The organism is Pantoea sp. PvP021 (assembly GCF_054056055.1).
Window position 1 is genome coordinate 136,909 of record NZ_JBSRXX010000001.1, and the last position, 20,401, is coordinate 157,309.

15 protein-coding genes are annotated in these 20,401 nt (G+C 51.9%); all 15 read left to right on the forward strand.

What is annotated here, in order from left to right:
* The first annotated feature begins 664 nt into the window (after nucleotides 1–664).
* The 15 genes from wbaP to rfbB all read left to right on the forward strand — a co-directional run bounded on the left by wbaP (nucleotide 665) and on the right by rfbB (nucleotide 20,400).
* Nucleotides 665–2,098: an undecaprenyl-phosphate galactose phosphotransferase WbaP gene (gene wbaP / locus ACVKSX_RS00490; RefSeq protein WP_022625020.1), complete on the forward strand. Its 1,434-nt coding sequence runs from the start codon at nucleotides 665–667 to the stop codon at nucleotides 2,096–2,098.
* Nucleotides 2,099–2,385: 287 nt separating this feature from the next.
* Nucleotides 2,386–3,525: a polysaccharide export protein gene (locus tag ACVKSX_RS00495; protein WP_010248145.1), complete on the forward strand. Its 1,140-nt coding sequence runs from the start codon at nucleotides 2,386–2,388 to the stop codon at nucleotides 3,523–3,525.
* Between the two features lie 7 nt (nucleotides 3,526–3,532).
* A complete protein-coding gene (locus ACVKSX_RS00500; protein WP_010248142.1) occupies nucleotides 3,533–3,967 on the forward strand; it encodes an arsenate reductase/protein-tyrosine-phosphatase family protein in 435 nt (144 codons plus the stop codon).
* Between the two features lie 12 nt (nucleotides 3,968–3,979).
* Nucleotides 3,980–6,157, forward strand: a complete 2,178-nt coding sequence (wzc, locus tag ACVKSX_RS00505; RefSeq protein WP_010248139.1) for a tyrosine-protein kinase Wzc — start codon at nucleotides 3,980–3,982, stop codon at nucleotides 6,155–6,157.
* 277 nt (nucleotides 6,158–6,434) lie between these two features.
* On the forward strand, nucleotides 6,435–7,571 hold the full coding sequence (locus ACVKSX_RS00510; RefSeq protein WP_010248137.1) for an EpsG family protein: 1,137 nt from the start codon (nucleotides 6,435–6,437) through the stop codon (nucleotides 7,569–7,571).
* Between the two features lie 128 nt (nucleotides 7,572–7,699).
* Nucleotides 7,700–8,617, forward strand: a complete 918-nt coding sequence (locus ACVKSX_RS00515) for a glycosyltransferase family 2 protein (protein ID WP_010248134.1) — start codon at nucleotides 7,700–7,702, stop codon at nucleotides 8,615–8,617.
* Between the two features lie 69 nt (nucleotides 8,618–8,686).
* On the forward strand, nucleotides 8,687–9,439 hold the full coding sequence (locus ACVKSX_RS00520) for a glycosyltransferase family 2 protein (protein ID WP_010670978.1): 753 nt from the start codon (nucleotides 8,687–8,689) through the stop codon (nucleotides 9,437–9,439).
* 46 nt (nucleotides 9,440–9,485) lie between these two features.
* The gene (locus ACVKSX_RS00525; protein ID WP_010670977.1) at nucleotides 9,486–10,520 is read left to right on the forward strand and encodes a glycosyltransferase; all 1,035 of its coding nucleotides are present in this window, start codon (nucleotides 9,486–9,488) and stop codon (nucleotides 10,518–10,520) included.
* 82 nt (nucleotides 10,521–10,602) lie between these two features.
* A complete protein-coding gene (locus ACVKSX_RS00530) occupies nucleotides 10,603–12,819 on the forward strand; it encodes a phage tailspike protein (RefSeq protein WP_163798726.1) in 2,217 nt (738 codons plus the stop codon).
* A 159-nt stretch (nucleotides 12,820–12,978) separates the two neighbouring features.
* The gene (gene wcaK / locus ACVKSX_RS00535) at nucleotides 12,979–14,241 is read left to right on the forward strand and encodes a colanic acid biosynthesis pyruvyl transferase WcaK (protein ID WP_010248124.1); all 1,263 of its coding nucleotides are present in this window, start codon (nucleotides 12,979–12,981) and stop codon (nucleotides 14,239–14,241) included.
* 4 nt (nucleotides 14,242–14,245) lie between these two features.
* Nucleotides 14,246–15,469: a glycosyltransferase gene (locus tag ACVKSX_RS00540; RefSeq protein ID WP_187495740.1), complete on the forward strand. Its 1,224-nt coding sequence runs from the start codon at nucleotides 14,246–14,248 to the stop codon at nucleotides 15,467–15,469.
* Entirely contained in the window at nucleotides 15,466–16,806 is a 1,341-nt protein-coding gene (locus tag ACVKSX_RS00545) for a lipopolysaccharide biosynthesis protein (protein ID WP_010248120.1), read from the forward strand. Before ACVKSX_RS00540 ends, ACVKSX_RS00545 begins: the two co-directional genes overlap by 4 nt.
* 278 nt (nucleotides 16,807–17,084) lie before the next feature.
* On the forward strand, nucleotides 17,085–17,987 hold the full coding sequence (gene galF / locus ACVKSX_RS00550; protein ID WP_010248118.1) for a UTP--glucose-1-phosphate uridylyltransferase GalF: 903 nt from the start codon (nucleotides 17,085–17,087) through the stop codon (nucleotides 17,985–17,987).
* Between the two features lie 42 nt (nucleotides 17,988–18,029).
* The gene (gene galE / locus ACVKSX_RS00555; protein WP_010670976.1) at nucleotides 18,030–19,043 is read left to right on the forward strand and encodes a UDP-glucose 4-epimerase GalE; all 1,014 of its coding nucleotides are present in this window, start codon (nucleotides 18,030–18,032) and stop codon (nucleotides 19,041–19,043) included.
* A gap of 295 nt (nucleotides 19,044–19,338) precedes the next feature.
* On the forward strand, nucleotides 19,339–20,400 hold the full coding sequence (gene rfbB / locus ACVKSX_RS00560; RefSeq protein ID WP_307379256.1) for a dTDP-glucose 4,6-dehydratase: 1,062 nt from the start codon (nucleotides 19,339–19,341) through the stop codon (nucleotides 20,398–20,400).
* Nucleotide 20,401 lies beyond the last annotated feature (1 nt).

A 20,401-nucleotide genomic window follows, 5' to 3' on the forward strand; every position in this document is an offset into this window, starting at 1 on the left:
AGTGTGACGCTTTGATTAACTTCACAGGGCGCAGTAGAGATAATTCTTAGTCATTGGCTGACAGGAAAGAGATATTCACCTGCCGGGCTTATGCGATTTATCTCATCGGGAGTATGGCATTAATCCGAATTGTGAAGAAAGGATTGCACTGCCCGTCAGGCCTCAATACTAATTGCTGGTAGTCTTTTTCCTAAAATAGTCCAGGGATGGCGGGACCTGCTTGTAAACAAGCCAGTAATAACTAGTATAGCAACAAGTTAGCAAACTCTGCCCCAGAGTCGTAATCTGCGTACCTATTCGACATTAATCGCAATGTCACGAATGAGTAATTCGCCTGTGAACGTCTGTATGATGCGTTGCGGTAACGCTAACACATTACAGGGAGCATTATGAATGATGACAGCGATATTGGCAGCGACAGCCAAGGGCGGTAGCGTGCCCGAATCGCGTTTTTGTTGATAAAGTGAGCAGCGCTGGCGGTGGTTAAGTCAGAGTAATCTGTTGGTATTCATCACGATATTATTGGTTTCATGGTTAAGATCATTGGCGTAAACGCCGCAGGAGCTCCCCTTAGAAACGGCTCACTCTGGAGAGGTTTCGTCGCTTAATGATTAAACAGGCGATAGCCGTTGCGGGTTTAAGGAAATAAAATAAAGAGTTAAATATGCGCGATACAGAATTTACGTTTAAAAGTCTTATTACCAAATTAATGCTGGCATGTTCAGACTTAATTTGTTTCAACGCAGCGTTATTTTTGGCGATGATGCTAATTAATTTGCAGTCAGATTCGCCGCTGGCAGATATTTCTGAAAAAGAAATGAATTTAAAAATTGCCACACACATTTGTCTATCGGTAATTTGTATTGGCTGGTTCTGGGTAAGGCTGCGTCACTACACTTACCGCAAACCTTTCTGGTTCGAATTAAAAGAAGTTTTTCGTACCATTCTTATATTTTCTGTTATCGACCTGTCGATTACCGCCCTGTCGCAGTGGCAGATGTCGCGTTTCGTCTGGTTACTGACCTGGATCCTGGCGCTGATTTTAATTCCGACCTGCCGCGCGCTTTCTAAACGTCTGCTGAATAAAAATGGCTTGTGGAAAAAACAGACCATTATTATCGGCAGCAGCAAAAATGCGCACGAAGCCTGGCAGGCACTGCAAAGCGAAGAGGTCATGGGTTTTGACGTTATCGCCTTCTATGACGTTGATGGAACCTGTCCGCAGGAGATCATGAACGGCGTGCCGGTGCTGCGCGACGAGCAGGAGCTCTGGAGCCTCACCAACAGCGAAACGCAGTTTATCGTTGCGGTTGAGTATGAGCAGAGTCAGTACCGTGATGTCTGGCTTAAATCGCTGGCGATGCACAACTGCCGTTCAGTGTCAGTGATCCCAACCCTGCGTGGTGTACCGCTCTACGGTACTGACATGGCCTATATCTTCAGCCATGAAGTGATGATCCTGCGGGTTCAGAACAACCTGGCTAAACGCACGTCGCGCTTCCTGAAGCGGGCATTCGATATCGTGGGTGCGCTCTCAATTATCCTGATGCTGATGCCAGCGCTGCTGGTACTGGGCTTCCTGGTGGGTCGTGACGGTGGACCACCGATTTATGGTCACGAGCGTGTGGGAATGAATGGCCGTAAATTCAAATGCCTGAAATTCCGCTCGATGGTCATTAATTCAAAAGAAGTGCTGGAAGAGGTACTTCGTACTGATCCGATTGCCCGTGCGGAATGGGATAAAGATTTCAAACTCAAAAATGATCCACGTATTACTAAAGTGGGCCACTTCATCCGTAAAACAAGCCTCGATGAGCTCCCTCAGCTCTGGAACGTGGTGCGCGGTGATATGAGTCTGGTCGGACCGCGTCCGGTCATTGAAGATGAACTCTGTCGTTATGCCGGTGATGTTGATTATTACCTGATGGCAAAGCCAGGCATGACGGGATTGTGGCAGGTCAGCGGTCGTAATGATGTTGACTATGAAACCCGCGTCTATTTCGACTCGTGGTACGTGAAAAACTGGTCACTGTGGAACGACATCGCGATTCTGTTTAAAACAGTAGGCGTGGTGTTGAAACGCGATGGTGCCTATTAATCGTGAGTCGGAATGAGCGCGTTAATGCGCGCTCAGAGGTGTTTTGCCGTTGTCAGGCGTGTCGTTGATAGTGGCCATCATCAGGGATATCGCTGTGCATCCATAGTCCGCTATGATGCGTGGCGTTCAGGGTACACCCTGGTAGATGGCCGCTACTTATAACAAGTGGAGCAAGGATAATGAACGACAGGTTCAGTGCTTAAGTCAGGTAGGATTTACTTTTTGTTGGACGCTTACACAGCGGCGGTTTCGCCTCTATCAATAAATAACTGATAGCGAAGATCTAAATGATTACAATCAAAATGAAATTGATACCCTTGCTGGTATCCGCCACATTCCTTAGCGGGTGTACGATCGAACCAGGTTCTCACCTTTCTACATCAGGAAAAGATGTTGTTGAACAGCAGGATAGCAACTTTGACATCGATAAATATGTCAACGTCTTCCCGTTAACGCCTTCACTGGTTGAAAGGATGCGTCCGAAGCCACTGGTGGCTCAGACGAATCCTGCCCTGCAGAACGAAATTCAGAACTACGAATACCGTATCGGTGTGGGCGATGTCCTGACCGTAACGGTCTGGGACCACCCGGAACTGACCACCCCAGCGGGTCAGTACCGTAGCGCCAGCGACACCGGTAACTGGGTGCATTCTGACGGCACCATTTTCTATCCCTACATCGGTCGTGTGCGTGTAGCGGGCCGTACCGTCGGCGAAGTGCGTGACGAAGTGTCACGTCGTCTGGCTCAGTACATTGAAAGCCCACAGGTTGATGTCAGCATCGCCTCGTTCAAATCACAGAAAACCTATGTGACGGGTTCAGTGACCACTTCTGGTCAGCAGCCCATCACCAACGTTCCGTTGACGGTGCTGGATGCGATCAACGCCGCTGGCGGCCTGGCCGCTGATGCTGACTGGCGCAACGTGGTGCTGACGCACAACGGTCGTGAACAGCGCATCTCTCTGCAGGCATTGATGCAGAATGGTGACCTGAGCCAGAACCACCTCCTCTATCCAGGCGATATTCTTTACGTTCCGCGTAACGATGATCTGAAAATCTTCGTGATGGGTGAAGTGAAGCAGCAGACCACCCTGAAAATGGACCGTAGCGGCATGACGCTGGCGGAAGCACTGGGCAATGCGGCCGGGATGGATCAAACCACCTCTGACGCCACCGGTGTATTCGTTATCCGTCCACTGCACGGCACCGATCGTAACAAGATTGCCAACATCTATCAGTTGAACACCAAAGATGCGGCATCCATGGTGATGGGAACCGATTTCCAGCTCCAGCCTTACGACATCGTTTATGTCACCTCTACGCCGCTGACGCGCTGGAACCGTGTGATTGGGCAGTTGATACCGACCATCGCAGGTATCAACGATGCAACACAGGCCGCATCGCGTATCCGTACCTGGGGTAATTAAGGTCGTCATGATTAAGTCCGTGTTAGTCGTTTGCGTCGGCAACATCTGCCGCTCTCCTACCGGAGAGCGCCTGTTTAAACGTGCGCTGCCTGATTTAGACGTTCGCTCTGCCGGCCTGGGGGCGCTGGTCGGCCACCCGGCCGACAAGACGGCGTCTGAAGTCGCTGCTGCGCAGGGTCTGTCGCTGGAAGGACATGAGGCGCAACAGTTGACGGCAGAGATGTGCCGCAACGTTGACCTGATTCTGGTGATGGAAAAGCGACATATTGAACAGGTGAATCGCATCGACCCGGCCGCGCGTGGCAAAACCATGCTGCTTGGGCACTGGCTCAATCAGAAAGAAATTGCGGATCCGTACAGAAAAAGCCGTGAGGCCTTTGAAGAGATTTACGGATTACTGGAAAACGCTACCCAGAAGTGGGTGAACGTATTAAGCCGATAGTTGGGATTATCCATGAATATAAAAAATAAGGTCAGAACCGCGCCGGGAGAGGATTCGAATGGATGGGATCTGGCGCATCTTGTGGGACAGCTAATTGATCATCGCTGGATCATTGTTGCCGTTACCGCTTTTTTCATGCTGGCGGGAACACTCTACACACTGTTTGCAACACCCATTTATAGCGCAGATGCGTTAGTTCAGGTTGAGCAGAAGAATGCCAGCACCGTACTGAACGAAATTGACAGCATTCTGCCACCGACACCAGCCTCTGATACGGAAATCGAGATTCTGGAATCCCGTATGGTCATCGGCAAAACCGTTGACGATCTGGGTCTGGATACCGTCGTTGAGCAGAACTATTTCCCGGTTATCGGTAAAGGTCTGTCGCGCCTGATGGGCAACAAACCCGCCAGTATCGCGATTTCGCGCCTGGAAATCCCACGCACTATCGACAAACGTAACGTTGAACTGGAAGTGACCGGTCCGGATAGCTACACCGTCTCAAAAGATGGCGATGAGCTGTTCAAAGGTAAAGTCGGCCAGCTGGAGTCGCACGGCGACATCAGCATGCTGGTCAGCGAGATCCACGCTGATGAAGGCACCAGCTTCACCGTGACCAAGCTGAATAACCTGCAGGCGATCCGTTCAGTGCTCTCTAACCTGACCGTGGCAGACAAAGGTAAAGATACCGGTGTGCTGGGTCTGGAGTATCTGGGTGAAGATCCAGAGCAGATCAGCAAAGTGCTGAACCAGATTGTGAATAACTATCTGTTACAGAACGTTGAGCGCAAGTCAGCGCAGGCAGAGAAAAGCCTGGAGTTCTTACGCACTCAGCTGCCTGCCGTGCGCAGCAAGCTGGATGAAGCGGAAGACAAGCTGAACACCTTCCGTCGTCAGAACGAATCTGTTGACCTGTCACTGGAAGCGAAATCCGCTCTGGACTCCTCTGTCAGCGTGCAGAGTCAGCTGAACGAACTGACCTTCCGTGAAGCCGAAGTCTCTCAGCTGTTTACCAAAGATCACCCGACGTATCGCGCGCTGCTTGAAAAACGCAAAACGCTGGAAGGTGAGCAGGCTCAGCTGAACAAGAAAATTGCTGGCATGCCGCAGACTCAGCAGGAAATCCTGCGTCTGACCCGTGACGTTCAGTCTGGTCAGGAGATCTACATGCAGCTGCTGAACCGTCAGCAGGAGCTGGGTATCAGTAAAGCGAGCACCGTGGGTGATGTCCGCATCATCGATGGCGCGCAGACTGCTAACTCGCCTGTTGCACCGAAGAAGCTGCTGATCATCGCCGCGAGCCTGATTTTCGGTCTGTTTGTGTCAGTGGGTCTGGTTCTGCTGAAAGCGCTGCTGCATCACGGCATCGAGAACCCGGATCAGCTGGAAGAGCTGGGCATGAATGTCTATGCCAGCGTTCCACTGTCAGACTGGCAGCGTAAGAAGGATACCGAAGCCCTGGCGCGTCGTGGCAGCAAGGTGAAAACCGATCCGCACGAAACGCTGCTGGCGCTGGGTAATCCGACTGACCTCTCCATCGAAGCGATTCGTAGCCTGCGTACCAGCCTGCACTTCGCGATGATGGAAGCGAAAAACAACATCCTGATGATCACCGGTGCCAGCCCGGGTATTGGTAAAACCTTTATCTGTGCCAACCTGGCGACCCTGGTCGCGAAAGCGGGTCAGCGTGTTCTGTTTATCGATGGCGACATGCGTCGTGGTTATACCCACGAACTGCTGGGCGCAGATAACAAATCAGGTCTGTCCAACGTGCTGTCCGGTAAAACTGAATTCAGCCCGGCGCTGATTCAGCAGGGCGTGTACGGTTTCGACTTCCTGCCACGTGGTCAGGTTCCGCCGAACCCGTCTGAGCTGCTGATGCATCGTCGCATGGGTGAGTTGCTGGAGTGGGCGAGCAAGAACTACGACCTGGTGTTAATCGATACGCCGCCAATCCTGGCCGTCACCGATGCCTCCATCATCGGTAAGCTGGCCGGTACCTCACTGATGGTGGCGCGTTTCGAAGCCAACACCACCAAAGAAGTGGACGTCAGCTTCAAACGCTTTGCCCAGAACGGTATTGAGATTAAAGGTGTGATCCTCAACGCCGTGGTGCGTAAAGCCGCTAATGCGTATGGCTATGGGTATGACTACTACGCCTATGACTACGGCAAGACGAACAAAAGCTGATCATTGAGCAATAAAACAGGGGGCGGTCTGACCGCCCCTTTTTATCGTCCCTTTGAATGACGACACGCATCAATTTACACAGGTTATTCTGTCCAAACCCACAAAAGCGATACATCTATAAATCGCATGGCGAGCGTCACTCAACAGAATTCATCACCAGCAGGCATCGCCCGCACGCAATTTGTGACCGTGCAATCAGACTCGCTGTAAAGCCAGTCGGGAAGGCGAAACGTGATTATTGCTGGCATGAGAACTTGTGGAATTAAGGAATCACACCATGGCTCCATATTGGTATGTATCAGGCTTTTTACTGCTGCTTTCGCTGTTTGAAATAGCGCTAAAAAAAGACGAACGCACAAATTATATTCTGACCTGGCTACTCTGTTTTGCCGCCGTGACTTTGATTATTTTCGGGGGAATACGCGGTCTTGGTACCGGCATGGATGACTTTCAGTACCGGAGCTTCTTCGAAGACTTTGTAAGACGTATTGAGATTAATGGCTTCTTTAATACCGTTGCGTTTTTCCGTTACGAACCGCTGATTTTTGCGATGGCCTGGCTCACCAGCCTGTTTTCGCACAATGCCAGCATCTTCCTGTTTGTCTTCTGCGCCATTGCCGTTTCCATCAATACCTGGTTTTTCAGGAAGATGTCTCCGTATCCGGTGCTGGCGCTGGTGCTCTATTCGGCGCACATCTTTATCAACAAAGACATTAACCAGATTCGCTTTGGCCTGAGTTCTGCGCTGTTCCTTGGCGTTCTCTGGTCGATCTATCTCAAGCGCTACTGGTGGGCATTTGCCTTCTTTATTCTGTCGTTCACGAGCCATAACACCGGTGTCATGGTGGTGACGCTTGTGCCGTTCCTGTTTATCCGGGACTGGCGCTGGTGGCCGGTCATTATCATCGTTGCCAGTCTGCCGCTATCGGTTGTGGGTGGCTCGGGCTTTATTGCCCTGATTGCCGGTCATCTGGGATCGCTGGGAGAGAGGGCATCGGGCTATAACAATGACCCCTCCTATGCAATGGGTGGCAGCATCCTGGCCGTATCGAACCTGAAAAACATCATGCTGGTGTTCGTCTTCTTCTATTTCATGCTGACCGATAAGCTGAAGCGCGAGAATTACGCCCAGTATCGCCTTAACTATCTGCTGATTTTAAGTTTTGCCATCGGCGGGGCGATCAGGATCTTCCTGTACAACTTCCCGTCAGGTTCGCGCCTGTCAAACTATCTGCAGCAGGTTGAGCCGATCATCCTGACCTCGCTGATTTATCAGGCAAGGCGATCCTGGAAGCCAGCGCTGTATGCCATGCTGGTGTTCTTCCTGCTCTATTACCTCTACTACAACACCATTTCAACCAAACAGGCCGTTACCGGTTATGAAGTGGCGCGGGAGTTTTGGCTGATCCACTAATCAATCTGACGACCGCCTCTGGGTGACGAGTTTCACCCAGGGGCGGTCGTCGGTCAGAACACAGGTTTTTCATCGACCGTTGTCGAATGAACTGTTTATTTTTGAACTACTTTAATGAGGTGCTGGCAATGAAGGACATTCGTTTCTCCATCGTAATTCCGGCTTATAACGCGTCAGAATCGATTGTCACGACGCTGGATTGCGTTAAAGCACAAACGTATCGCAATTTCGAAGTCATCATCGTTGATGATAAATCTGCGGATGCCGCCGCGCTGGCGGATGTGGTGCGCAGCGAACGCTACCGGGATCTCGATATCAATCTGGTGCTCTCCGAGGTCAAACTCAACGGAGCCGGTGCACGTAACAAAGGCATTGAGCTGGCGACCGGTGACTACGTCAGCTTCCTTGACGCCGATGATGAGTGGGCGGCGGACAAACTGCAGCAGGTGAGCGAAAAAATTGCTCAGCTGGACGCGCAGGGCAAAAAGAATTTCGTCATTTTCAGCCAGGTGAATATCTATCAGGATGGCACGTTCCTGAAAGTGATGCCGATGCAGCCGCCAGGCAAAAATGAAACGGTCGCGGAGTATCTGTTCGGCTGCTACGGCTTTATCCAGACCAGCACCATTGTGCTGAAGCGGGAAGACGCGGCGAAAATTCAGTTCGATACCCGCTACATCCGTCATCAGGACTACGATTTCTGCATACGTGCCGACCGCATGGGCTATGACTTTGTGATGATCGCCGCACCGCTGGCGAACTACCATCTGGTCACTAAGTTTGGCTCGAAACACAAAGGCGAATCGGTGAACTACTCGATGTTCTGGCTCGATAGCATGAAGCCGCATCTGACCCCGCGTGATATCCACACCTACAAAGCTTTTAAGCTGCCGCTGCGCTACAAGATGGATGGTAAGTCGCTGATGGCGAGCCTGAGCTTCGCGCGCTACTTCTTCCTCACCAACAAAGACAACCGTGCTTACTTTATGAACCGGGTTAAAGACAAGGTCAAAGCACGTTTCGGCGGTGAGAAAGCGATCTCCTGACGCGCGCCGCGCCTCGCTCTGCTCCTGATGCCAGGAGCGACTCTTTTTACGATTAATTCAGGGTTGAAGATGAATACTTCTGTTGGAACCGTTGGCATTGTCATGCCTATGTATAATGCACGTCAGACGGTGTTACGCGCGGTGCAATCGGTTATCAATCAGCACTATACCGACTGGCATCTCTATCTGGTCAACGATAAATCGACCGATGACTCGCTGGAATTTGTGCGTGAGCATTGTCAGGATCCGCGCATTACCATTCTGGATAACGCGGTCAACATGGGCGCAGCAGAGACCCGAAACGTCGGGCTGCGCGCGGCCACTGAAGAGATTATCGCCTTTCTCGACAGCGACGATGAGTGGCATGCGGATAAACTGACCCAGCAGGTCGCTGCCATCGCGGCCGGCGATGATTTTGTGATTACCGAATATCACTATAAAACCCGCAAGGCTGAGCACGACATTACCTACGGCAAACCTTACCTGCAGCAGGAAAACTTTGTGAAGAAGCAGTATCGCGTCTGCTTCTCCTCCGTCTGTTTCCGCCGCCCGCCGCAGGGGCTTTTCTTCCAGCGCAAAGGCCACGAAGATTTCCTGTTTTTGTATGAATTATTCACCCGCTATAAGCAGGCACGCGTAATTCAGACGATTCTGGTCAACTATTACGAATTAGGCGATTCCCTTTCCCGTAATAAGAACAAAGCGGCCCAGTGGCACCTTGAATTATTAAGAATTATCTATAAAAACAATCCTTTAAAAATCTATTACTATTACGCCTGGTATATGGTGAATGGTGTGCTGTTTACCCTTAAGCATCGTTAAGCCTGTCGGCAGGATTGTCTTTAAAATTTGAGGTGGATAGCGTTTCATGAAAAAAATTGTCCTGGTGATCAAAGATGCTTATTCGTATGCGGGCACCGAGAACATCTGTAACTTCATGTCAGAGTGTCTTGGCGAGACCCATGAAGTCACCATCTACTCGCTGGAAGGCAGTGGAAAAACCTTTTACCCGTTTGAGCACGTCAAACAGATCGTCAGCTTTGAAGGGCAGAGCAATCCGATCAAAAGCGCGGTTGCCCGGATTCACGAAGAGGGTTTCGATACCGTCTTCCTGATCAGCATGGGCCGCCTGAGCGTGATGTTCGCTTTCTGGAATCTGCTGGCGATGAAGAAGAAGCGGGGCAAAGCCTACGCCTGCGAACACATCGCCATTAACTCCTTCAGCAAACCGATTAAGTTCCTCAAGTTTCTGCTGCTGCGCTACTACGACCGCGTGATTGTTCTGACCGACAAAGATCATCAGGTGTTCAGCCGCTGGCGCATTCCCAGCAAGCAAATCCCCAACCCGGTGGTTTACAAAGACTATCAGCGCCAGACCCGTCATCGCCAGGCGCTGGCCGTAGGCCGTCTGGATAACCAGAAGGGCTTTGACCTGATGCTGGATATCTGGCGCGACTTCGCCCGCAGCCATCCTGACTGGACGCTGGTGATTGCCGGTGACGGTGAACTGCGTCAACAGTTGCATGACCAGGCGGCGGTGCTGGGCATCACCGACAGTGTGAAGTTTGTCGGTAAGGTCAGCAATATCAACGACTACTATCGCGACAGCGATATGGCGCTGATGACCTCGCGCTATGAAGGATTGCCGCTGGTACTGTTGGAAGCAAAATCCTGGTCGCTGCCGGTAGTGGCATATGACTGCCCGACCGGTCCACAGGAGATCATCAATCACGGTGAAGATGGTTTCCTGGTTCCGATGAACGACAAAGCCACGTTTCTGGCCCGAATGGAGCAGCTCGCCAGCGATGATGCGCTGTTCTATGCCATGAGCGAAAAAACGAAACAGACCGCGCTGAAATTCGACGGTAATCAGATTAAGCAAAGCTGGCTGTCATTGGTTTAACCGGAGCTGGAAAAGCTCACTTGCGACGTGCCTCAGGGACACCGCCATGGCCAATGGCCTTATTGACTACGGGAATTGATGCATGAAAAGAAGAGAAGTTTTACAGACCGCCGCCTCCGCTCTGGTGGGGGCTCTCTCCGTGAGCACCTTTTCCAGCTACGCTGCAAAAAGTAACGGTATCGCCCTGAAGCCGGTTGATGCCACTGACGTGCCTAAAGGCGACGTGCCAATTCTGACCCCGGAAAATGTCTACGCCATGCCACCGCAGTTCTGGCAGGGTTTTGAAGGCAAACTCTGGATTGGTAAAGCAGGTGCAGATGCCAGCAAACCGGGCAACCAGATCCCGGTCTTCCTGCGTGATGCCAGCGGCAAAGTGTCGGAGATTGCTCAGCCTATCGCGCTGAACAAAGGTAACTTTGCCCAGTTTATTCAGGACAATGCTGCGCTGATTGCCAATCCGTCGCATTCGATGGCAGTTGAAGACAGCAGTGGTCAGACGCTGTTCAACATCGCAGATGTCAGCCGTCCGGGCGCTGCAGATTTCAGTCAGCGTCTGGCGCAGCCAGCAGGTTATCAGCTGATTGGTGAGATCCCGTCCGTAGCGGAGTTGCGCAAAACCCGTCCGCTGTTTGAAGGGGCTAAGGTTAAGCTGAAAAGCTGGCATGAAGGACGGGAAGTCGGCGGCGGCGAGTTTGTCGGCAGCTTCCAGCCCGCTCAGAATGATGGCGGCGTAAACTTTGCCGGTGAGGGCTTTTCCTGGCGTCGCGTGGTAGACGATTTTAACCGCCTGACCCTGTTTGATTTCGGTGCGATTGCCGATGGCAAAACCGATACGGCACCCGCCATTATGGCGATGTTCCAGTGGTCACAGCAGGCTAACCAGCAGATCTGTGTCCAGTTCCCGGCCGGTACCTTCATGGTCTCAGCCTGTAACCTTGGCGATAAGTATCTCAACTTCTTCCGCATGTCCGGTGCGATGGTAAACTTCGGCTACTTCCCGGCGACCACGATTGTCTCGGATGGTAAGTCAGAGTTCGTCTTTGAGATGAATGCACGTCGGGTTGAGCTTTCCAACCTGAACTTTAACGGCAACAGCGATAAAAGCCCCAACAAGCAGGGCTTTTTCCATAACAACTGCCCTGGCGGACAATATTTCCGTGGTGCCTGCCTGCGCTTTAACGCAGTCGGCGGCACCGCCATCAGCCTGCAGGATACTCTGGATTGTAAAATCGACCAGTGGTACGCCTCACGCTGTAGCGGCGATGTGATCAAATCGGGCTGGTCAGGTCAGAAGCAGGGCAAATGGGACCACAGCACCGCGATTGAGCTGTCGAACTTCAATGCGCAGTACTGTCGTGGTGGCAAAGTCCTCAACCTGCCGCGCTGCGGCCAGTCGATTATCCATAACGGCTGGATTGAGCACTGTGATAATCCGGGCGATCTCTCCAACGGCCAGTGGATTGTCGATGCGCTGAGCCTGGAAGATTGTAAGAATCCGCTGATCGCGCATAACACGCGCCTGAATATGCGCCAGACCAGCCTGCAGTCGGGCAGCTGGATCGACAACTCCATGCAGGGCGACCGTCTGCTCAGCATCTGGGAGATGGGATCGACCCGCGTGGAGTCCTATGGCGTCGCGCTCGATGGCAGCCTGAAGTACAACTACATTACCTCGCGCTGGCGTTTAGAGAACAACACGAATCAGGAAACCTGGTTTGATCTCGGCAGCCTCTACTCCCCGACCGTGGGTGATTCGTGGGAGATCGAAATTTTTGGTCAGTCGCAGTTCAGTAACGGCAGTGGCGATAAGCCGCTGATGGACCTGATCGGTGACAAGACCACCGGTGGCCGCGCGATGATCCACGTACAGCGCAAAAAAGATCGCTCTGAAGCGAGCTGGTCGGCCGAAGGCAGCAGCCCGATTGTCGATGTGCGCTATGTGGCTGAGCATGACACCGATGTCCGCATCTTCATCAAACTGGCGGGCTGGACGCCGTCGGTGGCCGTGCTGGTGAAAACCACCGGTAAAGATCGCTTTGTCACTGGTCGCTGTGCGCGCGTTAACGCGAAGATGGAGAAGGGCAATCCTCCGGCGGGCGACGCGACTAAACGCGCGCCGCAGCGCTTCAGCCTGCACAACGGCAAAGCGGGCGTGGGCGCTAATGAACAGGGCGACCTGCTGATGGCTTCCCGTCCGCTCTCCGCCGATCAGGTCGATACCAGCAAGCCAGAAGGCTTTGTTTCCGTCGTGATCAACGGCAAACAGGTCGCACTGCCTTACTTCGCAATCAAGTCGTAATCCCTTGCATCACGGCCGCCACAATGGAGGCGGCCGGTTTTAACAGGAGCACTACCTTTGGGTGCGTTATCCCGTAAAGCATTACTTTAAACAGAGTTCATTTTGCCCATTGCGGATCTGGGCGGCTTACAGAATTAAAAAAATTCATTCGGAGTTGTTATGAAAATTTTATTGGTGGGTAACCATACGTGTGGAAATCGCGGGGATGGCGCGATTCTTCGTGGACTGATTGATTCAATGAAGTCTGCACGCAGTGATTTAGAAATTGATGTTATAAGCCGTTATCCAACCAGCTCCGGTTATCTGCTTCAGCAGGATATTAAGCAGGATGCGCTGTATCTGCACAACAGCAAATCAGGCAAAGGTCTGGTCGGTTCGTTCAAGCGTAAAGTCGCGAACCGCCTGATGCCTGATATCATGATGGCGCATCTGGGCAAGGGCGGGATCTTTAAGTCGTTCGCTGTACCCCCGCACCTGAAGGCGTTTACTGACAGCCTGGCAAAATATGATGCGATTATTCAGGTTGGCGGATCGTTCTTCGTTGACCTCTATGGTGTGACCCAGTTTGACCATGCCCTCTGTGCGCTGATGGCGAAAAAGCCGATCTACCTGATCGGTCACTCGGTGGGGCCGTTCCAGAACCCGCGCGTCAATGCGCTGGCAAACTTTGTCTTTGATCGGGTCGACAGCCTGGTGCTGCGTGAATCGGTCAGTCTTGACCTGATGAAGCGCGATGGCGTGACCAGTTCTAAAGTCGCGTCTGGCGTTGATACCGCTTTCCTGGTGCGCGCACGCGAAGTCGAAAATCCGAGCCATAACCTGCTCTACTGGCAGGGCATTATCGATGGCCGTAAAACCATCGCGATCACCGTGCGTGAACTGGCACCGTTTGATAAACGTCTGGGTGTGACGCAGAAAGAGTATGAAGCGGCATTTGGCCGGGTGATCAATGCCATGATTGCTGAAGGCTATCAGGTTGTGGCGTTCTCAACCTGTACCGGCATCGACAGCTATGCCAAAGATGACCGCATGGTTGCACTGACCCTGCGTGACCACGTGACGCAGCCTGAACATTACCATGTCATTATGGATGAGTTTAATGACCTGGAACTGGGCATCCTGCTGAATCATTGTCATCTGACCATTGGTACCCGCCTGCACTCGGCGATTATCTCTATGAACTTTGGCACCCCGGCTGTGGCGATCAACTACGAGCACAAGTCGATGGGTGTGATGAACCAGCTTGGTCTGCCGCAGATGGCAACCGATGTGAAAAGCCTGATGGATGGCTCGCTAATCGACAAGGTGAAAACTGTGCTTGCCGATTACGACAACATCAAGCTCAAGGTCGACACGGCCGTTGCGAATGAAAGGGAAATTGGCAACCGGATCACTGAAGAGATTCTCAAAGTATTAGGGTAATGTGATGAAACTGACTTTTTTCACCATGCGTTTCCCGGTTGCCTCTGAGACATTCGTATTAAATCAGGTAACCCATTTTATTGATGCCGGTTACGAGGTGGAGATTATTTCAGTCTTTCCCGGCGATTTAGTGAACCGGCATGCCGCTTTTGATGAGTATGGCCTGGCGGCGAAAACGCATTATCTGCTGCCGGAAGAGAAGGTCTCGATTGTCGATAAGCTGAACCAGCGCATCAAGCTGGTGCTGCCAAAAGTGACGAAGCCGTCGCTGCTGCGTTCGCTGAATGTGCGCCGGTATGGCGCGCAGTCCAGCAAACTGCTGCTGCCGTCGATTGTGGCGAATGCAAAGCAGACCTTCACCGCAGATGTGTTCCTGGTGCATTTCGGCTATGCCGGTGCGCTGGCGAACAAGCTGCGTGAGCTGGGCGTGCTCAAGGGTAAACAGGCGACCGTGTTTCACGGCGCCGATATTTCCCGTCGTCACATTCTGGAAGAGCACAAACTCGACTATGTGAATCTGTTCCGCCAGAGTGAGCTGATGCTGCCTATCAGCAATCTGTGGAAGAACAAGCTGATTGAGATGGGCTGCCCGCCGGAAAAAATTCACGTTACGCGTATGGGCATTGAGCCGGAAAAGTTTAACTTCCAGCCGCGCCAGGCGTTTCAGACGCCGCTGCGTATCGTTTCGGTGGCACGTCTGACCGAGAAGAAAGGGCTGGATGTGGCGGTCAAAGCCAGCGCCATCCTGAAGCAGCGTGGCGGTCAGTTTCAGTACACCATTATCGGTAACGGCGATCAGGATGAGATGATGCGTGATTTCATCGCCCGCGAGGGGATGGAAGATTGCGTCAGCATGCCGGGCTTTAAACCGCAGGAGGAGATCCGTCGCGCGCTGAGTGAGGCTGACATCTTCCTGCTGCCCTCCAAAACCGCCGCAGATGGCGATATGGAAGGTATTCCGGTTGCATTGATGGAGGCGATGGCGGTCGGCCTGCCGGTGGTCTCAACCTTCCACAGCGGCATTCCGGAGCTGATCGAAAACAACGTATCTGGCTGGCTGGTGGAAGAGGACGATCCTGAGGCGCTGGCGGAGACGCTGCTGAAGCTCTCTCAGGGTGAAGTGGATGTGGCGCCCGTGGTCGCGGCCGCCCGTCACAAAGTTGAGACTGAATTTAATCAGCATATCGCCTACGGCGAACTGGCACAGATTCTGGAGCGACTGGTGTGAGTGGATTTAAGTCACAGGCGATTTGGCTGTTCGGCAGCACCTGCTTCTCGGCAGTGCTGCAGGTTGCACAGCTGAGCTTTCTCGCCCGCAAACTGGAAACCCACGAGCTGGGTCTGTTAGCCATCATCAACGCCATCCTGGCGGTGGCGGGTGTGCTGCAGGATATGGGGATGAGCAGTTATCTGGTGCATCGCCAGAACATTACCCGTCGTGAGCAGAGCACTATCTACTGGGTGAACGTCTCACTCAGCTTGTGTACTGGCCTGATCATGCTGCTGATCGCCTTCCCGGTCTCCTGGTTCTATCACCTGCCGGAGCTGGTGGGTCTGATCATGCTGACCAGCCTCAACTTCCTGGTGCTGGGGCATCTGTCGCAGTATCAGGCGCACTACATCAAAACCAAGCGGATGGTTTCGCTGGCGAAGATTGAGATGGGCACCAAGCTGTTTGCCTTCCTCTGTGTGGTGGCGATGCTGGAGTTCACCTCGCTTACCGTAGCGGCGGCGATTCTTGGTCTGTTTATCAACGCCTTTACCCGCATCCTCTGCATGATTGCGCTGGGTGAGAAGTCGTGGCGTCCGACCTGGGAGTTCGATAAAGCGACTTTTATTGGCGCGATTCGCTACGGCAGTTATCAGCTCGGCTCGCAGACCATTAACCAGCTGCGCACCCAGGCCGATGCACTGGTAGTGGGTAAAGTGATGGGCGCCGAGATGCTGGGTGTCTACTCGCTGGCGAAAGAGCTGGTGCTGCAACCGCTGAAGCTGGTGACGCCGGTGATTAACCGTCTGGCACTGCCGCGCTTTGCAGAGAAGCAGCACGATGCCGAGCAGCTGAAGAAGCTGTTCCTCAAAGGCACGCTGGGGATCATGCTGTTCAGCAGCGCGATGTACCTGGTGATTGGCATCTTCTCGCCGGTTATCGTTCGTGTGCTCTACGGCGCATCCCACGAGCAGGTCTATCACCTGATTCCGCTGATGCTGCTGTTTGGTATGCTGCGGCCGATGGGCGGACTGACCGGGGCAATTTCCCAGGCCAACGGACGGACCAACGTTGAGTTCTACTGGAACATCGTGGCGAGTATTGTGGTTCTGGCGGTGCTGGCAACCACCTTTATCTGGCCGAACGTGCTCTATGTGGCGCTGACGCTTTCCATCTCGCAGATTCTGATCTCGGCACTGGCTCATCCGTTCTTTATTAAGCCGGTGATTGGCATTCGGTTTATCCCTTATGCCCGGCAGTGGGTGGCGGTGTCGGTGGTATTTGTCGGCATAATGCTGCTGGTCAATCACTTTAATCTGTTTGTGATGCCAGAGTGGTTTGAAGGCTGGTTGTAATCACAATTGCGTTATATCAACGGGCGGCCTCAGGGTCGCCCGTTTTCATTTATGGCTGGTCTCAGCCGCGCGGCGACCAGGGGTGGAAATAACAGAGGCGATATTCGATTACTGATTGTCTTTATTCAGTTTATGCCGTTGCTGGCAATGGGCAAAATGCCGAATTTCCAAGTTATGACAGAGAGTTACTGTCCGATTTTCAGATAAAGATTATACTTGCTCTTCCGGCCGATCCTGCATAATCGACCCACATCTTCATTTTATTAAACGGAATAAATATGACCAAGCTTAAAGCAGTAATCCCGGTTGCGGGCCTCGGTATGCATATGCTCCCTGCGACTAAAGCCATTCCGAAAGAGATGCTGCCTGTCGTCGACAAACCGATGATCCAGTACATCATTGACGAGTGTGTTGCCGCGGGTATTAAAGAGATTGTGCTGGTCACGCATGCATCGAAAAATGCCGTTGAAAACCACTTCGACACCACCTATGAGCTCGAAGCGCTGCTGGAAGCGCGCGTGAAGCGTCAGCTGCTGAGCGAAGTGCAGTCTATCTGCCCGCCAGGCGTGACTATCATGAACGTGCGCCAGGCGCAGCCGCTGGGTCTGGGCCACTCGATTCTCTGTGCCCGTCCGATGATCGGTGATAATCCGTTTGTGGTCGTGCTGCCAGACGTCCTGCTGGATGACTCCACCGCTGACCACATGCGTTACAATCTCGCAGCAATGGTTGCCCGTTTTGAAGAGACCGGCCACAGCCAGGTCCTGGCACAGCATATGCCCGCGTCCAATCTCACTGAGTACTCAGTAATCACCACTGCAGAGCCGATTGATCACCCTGGCGACATCAGCACCATTACCGATTTCGTTGAGAAGCCTGAAGATACCGCCGGACTGAACTCTGACCTGGCTGCGGTAGGCCGCTATGTCCTTTCTGCTGATATCTGGGCCGAACTGGAGCGCACTGAGCCAGGCGCGTGGGGCCGTATCCAGCTGACTGATGCCATCGCCAGCCTGAGCAAACATAAAACCGTTGATGTTTCGCTGCTGACCGGCCACAGTTTTGACTGCGGTCGTAAGCTCGGTTACATGCAGGCGTTTGTCTCTTACGGCCTGCGCAGCAACGCGCAGGGTCGCGATTTCCGCGAAGCTATCCAGACCATCCTCGCAAAACAACAGTAATTTATTTGCCGCGCCCTGCGCGGCAAATTGAAAGGAGCTCACATGGCAATTTTAGTCACGGGCGGAGCAGGGTATATCGGCTCCCATACGGTACTGGCGCTGTTGCAGCGCGGTGATGATGTTGTGGTTCTGGATAACCTCTGCAATGCCTCACGCGAAGCGATTAACCGCGTTGAGAAACTGGCGGGTAAAAAAGCGACCTTCGTTGAAGGCGATATCCGTGATCGCGCCTGTCTGCGTGACCTGTTTGCATCCAACAGCATTTCAGCCGTAATCCACTTCGCTGCGCTTAAAGCAGTCGGTGAATCTACGCGTATGCCGCTGGAGTACTACGAGAACAACGTCGCGGGCACCGTGGTACTGCTGGAAGAGATGCGTGATGCTGGCGTCTGGAACTTTATCTTCAGTTCATCAGCAACAGTTTATGGCGCAGATGCCCCGGTTCCTTACGTTGAGACTACCCCGATTGGCGGCACCACCAGTCCATACGGCACCTCTAAGCTGATGACCGAATTCGTGATGCGCGACTTCGCCAAAGCGGAGCCGAAGTTCAAGGCGATTGCGCTGCGTTACTTCAATCCGGTTGGCGCGCATGAGTCAGGCGAAATCGGTGAAGATCCGGCGGGCATCCCAAACAACCTGCTGCCGTACATTGCACAGGTTGCGATTGGCCGTCTGGAGAAGCTGGGCGTGTTTGGCGGTGATTACGATACGCCAGATGGTACCTGTCTGCGTGACTACATCCATGTCGTTGACCTGGCGGAAGGGCATCTGAAAGCACTGGATTATCTGAGCAAAGTCGAGGGCTACACCGCCTTTAACCTGGGCGGCGGCAAAGGCTTCTCGGTGCTGGAGATGATCAAAGCGTTTGAGAAGGCGTCCGGCAAGGCGATCCCGTTTGAGATCAAGCCACGTCGCGATGGCGACCTGCCTGCGTTCTGGGCTGATGCGTCACTGGCTAACACAACGCTCGACTGGCGCGTGACGCGCGGCATCGATGAGATGATGCGCGATACGTGGAACTGGCAGAGCAAGAACCCGGATGGGTTTCGGTAAATTTCATGAATAAGCTTTGCTGAGAACGGTCTTAATACCCTTTAATTTTTCATGAATGGCTTGCGATTAGATGCCACAACAAGCAGAATTAAGTGTTGATGGTGGAAAAGCTTTTAAACTAAGCTGGTAAATCTTTGATATACCAGCTTAATTTTTTTAATGAGTGTTACAGCGTTTTGGTAGCTTGAGCCAAGGGCGGTAGCATTCGGTTTTTAAAAAAAATGTGCAACTAGTGTTTAAAAAGTAAGCAGTTTTTGTATAAATGGTACTCAAATCAATTAGCGAATCATATGTTATGAAAACATTCTTTGTTACCGGTGGTGCAGGATTTATAGGTTCAGCAGTCGTAAGGCATATCATCAATAATACAGACCAGAAGGTTATCAATATTGATAAGCTGACTTACGCAGGGAATCTTGAATCTCTAGCGAAAATTGAAAAGTCTTCCCGTTACAATTTTGAGCATGTTGATATTTGTGATAGTTCTTCATTAAATGAGCTTTTTGATAAGTATTCACCAGACTACGTTATGCACCTGGCTGCGGAAAGTCACGTTGACAGATCTATTGATGGCCCTGGTGATTTTATTGAAACCAATATAATTGGTACTTATAATCTGCTCGAATGTGCCAGAAAATACTGGTCAAAACTTGAAGATAAAAGGGGTTTCAAGTTTCATCATATATCAACAGATGAAGTATATGGTGATTTACATAATACGACAGATTTATTTACTGAAGAAACGCCATACTCACCAAGTAGCCCCTATTCAGCGTCTAAAGCGTCAAGCGATCACCTTGCAAGAGCATGGGCGAGGACTTATGGCTTACCTGTGATAGTTACAAATTGTTCAAATAATTATGGGCCATACCATTTCCCTGAAAAGCTTATCCCGTTAATTATTTTGAATGCAATATCAGGTAAAAAACTTCCTGTATATGGTAATGGCGAACAAATTCGAGATTGGCTCTATGTTGAAGATCATGCCAGAGCCTTGTATAAAGTTGTGACCGAAGGGAATGTCGGGCAGACCTATAATATCGGCGGACATAATGAGCGTAAAAATATTGATGTTGTACGCACCATTTGCAGTATTTTGGATGAAATTGTAACTGATAAACCTAACAATATCCAATCGTTCAGCAGTTTGATCGAGTTTGTTGCAGACAGGCCGGGTCATGATTTACGTTATGCAATTGATGCTTCCAAAATCCAACGTGATTTAGGTTGGGAACCGTTAGAAACATTTGAAACCGGTATCAAAAAAACTGTTGAATGGTATTTGAATAACGAGAACTGGTGGAAACGTGTTTTAGACGGTTCTTATGCTGGAACAAGATTAGGATTAGGTAAGTAAT

Excerpts from the sequence above, each read along its gene's own strand:
- wzc (WP_010248139.1), top strand. The coding sequence starts at position 3,980 with ATGAATATAAAAAATAAGGTCAGAACCGCGCCGGGAGAGGATTCGAAT.
- galF (WP_010248118.1), top strand. The coding sequence starts at position 17,085 with ATGACCAAGCTTAAAGCAGTAATCCCGGTTGCGGGCCTCGGTATGCAT.
- ACVKSX_RS00500 (WP_010248142.1), top strand. The coding sequence starts at position 3,533 with ATGATTAAGTCCGTGTTAGTCGTTTGCGTCGGCAACATCTGCCGCTCT.
- galE (WP_010670976.1), top strand. The coding sequence starts at position 18,030 with ATGGCAATTTTAGTCACGGGCGGAGCAGGGTATATCGGCTCCCATACG.
- ACVKSX_RS00510 (WP_010248137.1), top strand. The coding sequence starts at position 6,435 with ATGGCTCCATATTGGTATGTATCAGGCTTTTTACTGCTGCTTTCGCTG.
- wcaK (WP_010248124.1), top strand. The coding sequence starts at position 12,979 with ATGAAAATTTTATTGGTGGGTAACCATACGTGTGGAAATCGCGGGGAT.
- ACVKSX_RS00515 (WP_010248134.1), top strand. The coding sequence starts at position 7,700 with ATGAAGGACATTCGTTTCTCCATCGTAATTCCGGCTTATAACGCGTCA.
- wbaP (WP_022625020.1), top strand. The coding sequence starts at position 665 with ATGCGCGATACAGAATTTACGTTTAAAAGTCTTATTACCAAATTAATG.
- ACVKSX_RS00530 (WP_163798726.1), top strand. The coding sequence starts at position 10,603 with ATGAAAAGAAGAGAAGTTTTACAGACCGCCGCCTCCGCTCTGGTGGGG.
- ACVKSX_RS00520 (WP_010670978.1), top strand. The coding sequence starts at position 8,687 with ATGAATACTTCTGTTGGAACCGTTGGCATTGTCATGCCTATGTATAAT.
- ACVKSX_RS00495 (WP_010248145.1), top strand. The coding sequence starts at position 2,386 with ATGATTACAATCAAAATGAAATTGATACCCTTGCTGGTATCCGCCACA.
- rfbB (WP_307379256.1), top strand. The coding sequence starts at position 19,339 with ATGAAAACATTCTTTGTTACCGGTGGTGCAGGATTTATAGGTTCAGCA.
- ACVKSX_RS00525 (WP_010670977.1), top strand. The coding sequence starts at position 9,486 with ATGAAAAAAATTGTCCTGGTGATCAAAGATGCTTATTCGTATGCGGGC.
- ACVKSX_RS00540 (WP_187495740.1), top strand. The coding sequence starts at position 14,246 with ATGAAACTGACTTTTTTCACCATGCGTTTCCCGGTTGCCTCTGAGACA.